We start from the raw sequence: 6,000 nt of genomic DNA on the forward strand, positions 1-6,000 counted from the left end.
CCCGCCGCGGCCGCCGGGGTCACTCGGCGGCCTGCGCCCGGGCGGGAACCGGGGCCAGCGTCTCGCCGTGGGTGACCCGCTCGGGGGCCTTGTGGACCATGGTGTAGGCGTAATCGACGCCCATGCCGTAGGCGCCCGAATGTTCGCGCACCACGTCCATCACCGCGTCGTAGGTGCCCTTGCGCGCCCAGTCGCGCTGCCATTCCAGCATCACCTGCTGCCAGGTGACGGGCACCACGCCCGCCTGCACCATCCGGTCCATGGCGAGTTCATGGGCGGCGAGGCTGGTGCCGCCCGAGGCGTCGGCGACCATGTAGATCTCGTATCCCCCGTCGCGCATCGCCTCGAGCGCGAAGGAGCAGTTGCAGACCTCGGTCCACAGGCCCGAGACCACCACCTTGTTGCGCCCGTTGGCGGCCAGCGCGTCGCGCACCTTCTGGTCGTCCCAGGAGTTCATCGAGGTCCGCTCGAGCAGCGGCGCATCGGGGAACACGGCCAGCAGCTCGGGGTAGGTGTGGCCCGAGAAGCCCTCGGTCTCGACGGTGGTGATCGTGGTGGGGATGCCGAAGATCTTCGCGGATTTGGCCAGCGCCACCACGTTGTTCTTCAGCGCCTGGCGGTCGATCGACTGCACGCCGAAGGCCATCTGCGGCTGCTGGTCGATGAAGATCATCTGGCTGTTGTCGGGGGTCAGCAGGTCAAGTTTGGGCGACATGGGGAGGCTCCTGTGAAGGCGGAGGGGAACGACGCGGGCGATCAGCCCGAGACGAAGTCGAGCAGCAGGGCGTTGAACTCGCCGGGCATGGTCTCGGCCAGCCCGTGGGGGCCGCCGGGGATCACCTTCAGCGTCCCGTTGGGGGTCAGCTTCACCGCCTTTTCGGCCGCGGCCGCGATCGGCACGATCTGGTCGTCGTCGCCATGGATGAAGAGGACGGGCACGTCGATCTTCGCGAGATCGGGGGCGTAGTCGACTTCCGAGAACTCGTGGATGCAGTCGTGCAGGCCCTTCAGCCCGCCCTGCATGCCCTGGCGCCAGAACGCGTCCTCGAGCCCTTTGGACACGCTCGCCCCCTCGCGGTTGTGGCCGTAGAAGGGCACGGCGAGGTCCTGGAAGAACTGGCTGCGATTGGTCGCCACGCCCTCGCGGATGCCGTCAAAGACTTCCATCGGCAGGCCCTCGGGGTTGGCCTCGGTCCTGAGCATCAGCGGCGGCACGGCGCCGACCAGCACCGCGCCCGAGATCCGCGCGGTCCCGTGCCGGCCGATGCAGCGCGCCACCTCGCCGCCGCCGGTGGAATGGCCCACCAGCACCGCGTCGCGCAGGTCGAGATGCTCGATCAGCTCGGCCAGGTCGTCGGCGTAGCGGTCCATGTCGTTGCCCTCCCACACCTGCTGGGAGCGGCCGTGCGAGCGCCGGTCATGGGCGATCACGCGGAAGCCGCGGGCCCCGAAGAACAGCATCTGCGTCTCCCAGGCGTCGGCGGTCAGCGGCCAGCCGTGGGAGAAGACGATCGGGCGGCCGGCGCCAAAATCCTTGAAGAAGATCTCGACGCCGTCGGAGGTGGTGAAGCGGCTCATGCTTTCGGGTCCTGGCTGGGGGGCGGTCTCTGCGAAGGCCATCGCCGGCCACGAGAGCGCGAGGGCCGCGAGCGGCAGCGCCATCGCCTCCCGCCTCCGCCACAGGCCGAGCGGCGCGGCGTCCTCGAAGGCGGCGTCTGACGAGGGCGCGTCAGGGGACGCGACGGGGGGCTTGGCAGGGGGAGGGGGCGGCATGGCGAAGCTCCTCGTGCGGCGATGACCCACTCTCGCCGCCCGCGCGCTCCATGCCTTGTCGGAAACCGATGCGATCTGGATCGCCTTGCGCCCATCGCCTGCAAACCGCCCGCCGTCGCCTGCGGCTCGGGTTTCCCGGCGCGGCTCTGGCCCGCGGTCTCGACGCCCGCGACCGCGGGGGCGGAACGCGGCTGCGAACACGTTCGGGGTCGACCCGACGGGCGAGCTTGCAGGTCCGCGCATCGCCTGCTACCCAAACTCAAGATCCGTTGGGGTGCTCCGTCCGGGGGCTGAGAGGCGCAGGCCAACCCATCGAACCTGATCCGGGCAGTGCCGGCGTAGGGAACGGAACACGATCAGGCGCCCCCGAAGCCTCGCCTGTTCGTCCCTCCCCCGCGTCGGCGGAGGAAACGATGACCTCAGGCGACTCCCCTGCACCCACCGCCCGCCGTGGCCGCGTGCCTGAAGCGGCGCCGGTCCGCGCCGCCCGCGCGCAGGTCCCGCGTCCCGGCGCGACCGGCCCGCTTGGCGCCGCGCGCCGCACGGTCCCTCTCGGCGAGCCGCGGCGATGATGCGCGCGAGGGTCCTGGGCGCCGGCGTCGCGGGCCTCTGCGTGGCGCAGGAGCTCGTGGTCCGCAACTGCAAGGTCACCGTCTTCGATCCCGCGCCCGGCCCGGGCCCGCACGGCTGCTCGTGGTGGGCCGGCGGCATGCTCGCCCCCTTCTGCGAGGGCGAGAGCGCCGAGGAGCCGGTGGTCCGCCTCGGCCAGCAGGCCGCCGACTGGTGGGAGCGGCGCGGCGTCGCCGTGACGCGTCGCGGAACCCTCGTCGTGACCCCCAGCCGCGACCGGCGCGAGCTTGACCGCTTCGAGCGGCGGGTCAGCGGATCCCGGCGGCTCGACGCCGCCGAACTCGCCGCGCTCGAGCCGGACCTCGGCGGGCGCTTCGACCGCGCCCTGCATGTGGCGGCCGAGGCGCATCTCGACCCCCGCGCGGCGCTGATCCAGCTCCGCCGATCGCTGGAGCAGGCCGGCGTCGATTTCGTCGCCGAGGCTGGCCTGCCCCAGGGCCTGACCTTCGACTGCCGCGGACTGGCGGCGCGCGACGCGCTGGCGACCCTGCGCGGCGTGAAGGGCGAAATGGCGGTGCTGCGCAGCGCCGACCTCCGCCTCACGCGCCCCGTGCGGCTGCTGCACCCGCGCTTCCCGCTCTATATCGTGCCGCGGGGCGACGGCCTGTTCATGCTGGGCGCCACCCAGATCGAATCCGACGACCGCCGGCGCAGCGTGCGCTCGGTCCTCGAACTGCTCTCGGCCGCCTATGCGCTGCATCCCGCGTTCGGCGAGGCGGAGGTGGTCGAGATCGGCGCCGACGCCCGCCCCGCCTTCCCCGACAACCTCCCCCGCCTTGTGCGGCGGGGCGACACGATCCACGTCAACGGCCTGTTCCGCCACGGCTTCCTGCTCGCCCCCGCGCTGGCGCGGATGGCGGCCGAGGCGGCCTGCACCGACGCCCGACCGGAGTTCTGGCATGAAGATCACGATTAACGGCGCCGCGGCCGAGGTCGGCGCGCAGACCCTCGCGGCGGTCCTGGACGAGCTCGGCTACGCCGAGGCCAAGGTCGCCACCGCCCTCAACGAGAGCTTCGTGCCCGCCGCCGCGCGCGCCGACACCCCCCTGTCGCCCGGCGACCGGGTCGAGATCGTCGCCCCCCGGCAGGGAGGTTGAGATGCGCCTCTACGGAACCGAGATCGCCTCGCGCCTGATGCTGGGCACGGCGCAATATCCCTCGCCCAGCGTGATGGCCGAGGCGTTCCGCCGCTCCGGCGCCGGCATCGCCACCGTCTCCGTGCGCCGCGAGGCGGGCGGAGAGCGGGCCGGCGGCGCGTTCTGGGACCTGGTGCGCGACCTCGGCGTCGCGGTGCTGCCCAACACCGCGGGCTGCCACTCGGCCCGCGAGGCGGTGACCACCGCGCAGATGGCGCGCGAGCTGTTCGACACCCCCTGGATCAAGCTCGAGGTGATCGGCCATGCCGACACGCTGCAGCCCGATCCGTTCGGCCTGGTCGAGGCCGCCCGCATCCTGGTCGAGGACGGCTTCCAGGTCTTCCCCTACACGACCGAGGACCTGGTGCTCGCCGACCGCCTGCTGTCGGTCGGCTGCGAGGTGCTGATGCCCTGGGGCGCGCCCATCGGCACCGGGCTGGGACTGACCAACATCTACGGTCTGCGGACCCTGCGCGCGCAGTTCCCCGACACGCCGCTTGTTGTTGATGCGGGTCTCGGTTTTCCCAGTCATGCGTCGATGGCGATGGAGATGGGTTTTGACGCGGTTCTTTTGAACACCGCGGTGGCGAAGGCCGGCGACCCGGCGGCCATGGCCGAGGGTTTTGCGCGCGGGGTCGAGGCCGGGCGCCTGGCCTATCTGGCCGATCCGATGGAGCCGCGCGACATGGCCTCCCCCTCGACGCCCGTGATCGGAAAGGCGTTTCTCACGTGACCCTCGACCGCTTCTATCCGATCTTCGACAGCCTGGACTGGCTCGCGCGCACGCTGCCGCTCGGCGTGAAGCTGGCGCAGTTGCGGATCAAGGACCGCTCCGAGGGCGAGCTTCGCGCGATCGTTGCGCCGGCGCTCGCTCTGTGCCGCCGGCACGGCGCGACGCTGGTGGTCAACGACCACTGGCGGATCGCCATCGACGCGGGCTGCGACTGGGTGCACCTGGGACAGGAGGATCTCGACGACGCCGACCTTGCCGCGATCCGCCGGGCCGGGCTGAAGCTGGGCCTCAGCACCCACGATCACGCCGAGCTCGACCGCGCGCTCGCCTGCGCGCCGGACTATGTCGCCCTCGGCCCGGTCTATCCCACGATCCTCAAGAAGATGAAGTGGGAGCGGCAGGGGCTCGAGCGGGTGCGCGAATGGAAGCGGCTGATCGGGGACCTGCCGCTGGTGGCCATCGGCGGGATGAGCGTCGCGCGCGCGCCGGGCGCCTTCGAGGCGGGGGCCGACATCGTCTCGGCGGTCACCGACATCACCCTCGCCGAGGCCCCCGAGGCCCGGGTGCGCCAGTGGCTCGAGGCGACGCGATGAGCCGCTACGCCCGCCAGATCGCGGCGCCCGAGTTCGGGCCGCGCGGCCAGGACCGGCTGCGGGAGGCGCATGTGCTGATCGTCGGGGCCGGCGGGCTGGCGGCGCCCGTGCTGCAGTACCTTGGCGGCGCGGGCGTCGGCCGCATCCGGCTGGTCGATCCAGACCGGGTCGAGACGACGAACCTCCACCGCCAGACGCTGTTCCGCGAGACCGACATCGGGCTCCCCAAGGCGCAGGCCGCCGCCGGGGCCCTCGCCGCGCTCAACCCCGACTGCCAGGTCGAGCCGGTCGTCGCCGCCCTCGACCCGGCCAATGCCGAGGCGCTGTGCGCGGGCGTCGACCTCGTGCTCGACTGCGCCGACAGCTTCGCCGCGAGCTACATCCTGTCCGACGTCTGCCACGCCGCGGGCGCGCCGCTGGTCAGCGCCTCGGTGATCGGGCTCGAGGGCTACGCCGGGGCCTATTGCGGCGGCGGCCCGAGCCTGCGGGCGGTTTTCCCCGACCTGCCCCACCGGGCCGGCTCCTGCGCCGAGGACGGCGTGCTGGGCCCGGTCGTGGGCGTGGTCGGCGCGCTTCAGGCGCAGATGGCGACGGCGTTGCTCGCGGGCATCGCGCCCTCGCCGCTGGGCCGCCTCGTCACCTTCGACGCCCGCAACTTCCGCTTCGGCGGCTTCGGCTTCGCGGGCGCGCAGGAGCCGTTGCGCCAGCCCCGCTTCCTCGCCGAGGCGGAGATCGACGGGGCCGACTTTCTCGTTGACCTGCGCGCCGAGGACGAGGCCGCCCTCGTCCGCCCCCACGCCTTCCGCCTGCCGGTCGAGGCGTTTGGCCCGGGCGGCCCTCTGCCGGCCCGCGGCCAGCGGGCGGTCCTCTGCTGCCGCTCCGGCCTGCGCGCCTGGGCCGCCGCCGAGCGGCTCGCCGCGACATGGGAGGGCGACATCCGCCTGGTTGCGCTCGGCGACCCGCGCCACCGGACGCAGGCCTGAGAGACTCTCGCCCGGTCACGCTCGCCCCTGCTTCCACGGCGGCTTACGTTTCAGTCGGGTCTTGCCGACATGGGAGGGAGTCGCGAGGCGAGGCGCAGTGCACTGCCCCCAAAGAACTGGACCGCTCGCAGCTGGAATCCCGGGTATTCTTT

The 6,000-nt window shown here is 72.6% G+C and carries 7 protein-coding genes and 1 riboswitch; of the genes, 5 read left to right on the forward strand and 2 right to left on the reverse strand.

Features of this window, described 5'->3' with window-relative positions; all coding sequences use genetic code 11:
• Nucleotides 1–19: 19 nt before the first annotated feature.
• Both AAC134_RS12345 and AAC134_RS12350 read right to left on the reverse strand, forming a co-directional pair.
• Nucleotides 20–715, reverse strand: coding sequence for a hydrolase (locus AAC134_RS12345; protein WP_339949392.1), 696 nt, complete (start codon nt 713–715; stop codon nt 20–22).
• A gap of 41 nt (nt 716–756) precedes the next feature.
• Complete coding sequence (locus tag AAC134_RS12350) at nt 757–1,773, reverse strand: alpha/beta hydrolase (RefSeq protein ID WP_339949393.1); 1,017 nt, start codon at nt 1,771–1,773, stop codon at nt 757–759.
• Between the two features lie 260 nt (nt 1,774–2,033).
• Nucleotides 2,034–2,135, forward strand: a riboswitch (TPP riboswitch).
• 206 nt (nt 2,136–2,341) lie between these two features.
• On the opposite strand from AAC134_RS12350, the gene AAC134_RS12355 reads away from it, so the two are divergent.
• Genes AAC134_RS12355 through AAC134_RS12375 form a run of 5 tightly spaced genes read left to right on the forward strand, consistent with a single transcriptional unit; the run spans nt 2,342 to nt 5,848 of the window.
• Nucleotides 2,342–3,319 carry an FAD-dependent oxidoreductase gene (locus AAC134_RS12355; RefSeq protein WP_339949394.1) on the forward strand — a complete coding sequence of 326 codons (978 nt, stop codon included), beginning with the start codon at nt 2,342–2,344 and terminating at the stop codon, nt 3,317–3,319.
• Nucleotides 3,303–3,500, forward strand: a complete 198-nt coding sequence (gene thiS / locus AAC134_RS12360) for a sulfur carrier protein ThiS (protein ID WP_339949395.1) — start codon at nt 3,303–3,305, stop codon at nt 3,498–3,500. Before AAC134_RS12355 ends, thiS begins: the two co-directional genes overlap by 17 nt.
• Nucleotide 3,501: 1 nt before the next feature.
• On the forward strand, nt 3,502–4,272 hold the full coding sequence (locus AAC134_RS12365) for a thiazole synthase (RefSeq protein ID WP_339949396.1): 771 nt from the start codon (nt 3,502–3,504) through the stop codon (nt 4,270–4,272).
• Nucleotides 4,269–4,865 carry a thiamine phosphate synthase gene (locus tag AAC134_RS12370; protein ID WP_339949397.1) on the forward strand — a complete coding sequence of 199 codons (597 nt, stop codon included), beginning with the start codon at nt 4,269–4,271 and terminating at the stop codon, nt 4,863–4,865. Before AAC134_RS12365 ends, AAC134_RS12370 begins: the two co-directional genes overlap by 4 nt.
• The gene (locus AAC134_RS12375; RefSeq protein WP_339949398.1) at nt 4,862–5,848 is read left to right on the forward strand and encodes a HesA/MoeB/ThiF family protein; all 987 of its coding nucleotides are present in this window, start codon (nt 4,862–4,864) and stop codon (nt 5,846–5,848) included. The genes AAC134_RS12370 and AAC134_RS12375 overlap by 4 nt, the downstream gene beginning before the upstream one ends.
• Nucleotides 5,849–6,000 lie beyond the last annotated feature (152 nt).

It is taken from the genome of uncultured Albimonas sp. (genome assembly GCF_963977235.1).
GTDB lineage: Bacteria > Pseudomonadota > Alphaproteobacteria > Rhodobacterales > Rhodobacteraceae > Albimonas.

Excerpts from the sequence above, each read along its gene's own strand:
- AAC134_RS12345 (WP_339949392.1), bottom strand. The coding sequence starts at position 715 with ATGTCGCCCAAACTTGACCTGCTGACCCCCGACAACAGCCAGATGATC.
- AAC134_RS12350 (WP_339949393.1), bottom strand. The coding sequence starts at position 1,773 with ATGCCGCCCCCTCCCCCTGCCAAGCCCCCCGTCGCGTCCCCTGACGCG.
- AAC134_RS12355 (WP_339949394.1), top strand. The coding sequence starts at position 2,342 with ATGATGCGCGCGAGGGTCCTGGGCGCCGGCGTCGCGGGCCTCTGCGTG.
- thiS (WP_339949395.1), top strand. The coding sequence starts at position 3,303 with ATGAAGATCACGATTAACGGCGCCGCGGCCGAGGTCGGCGCGCAGACC.
- AAC134_RS12365 (WP_339949396.1), top strand. The coding sequence starts at position 3,502 with ATGCGCCTCTACGGAACCGAGATCGCCTCGCGCCTGATGCTGGGCACG.
- AAC134_RS12375 (WP_339949398.1), top strand. The coding sequence starts at position 4,862 with ATGAGCCGCTACGCCCGCCAGATCGCGGCGCCCGAGTTCGGGCCGCGC.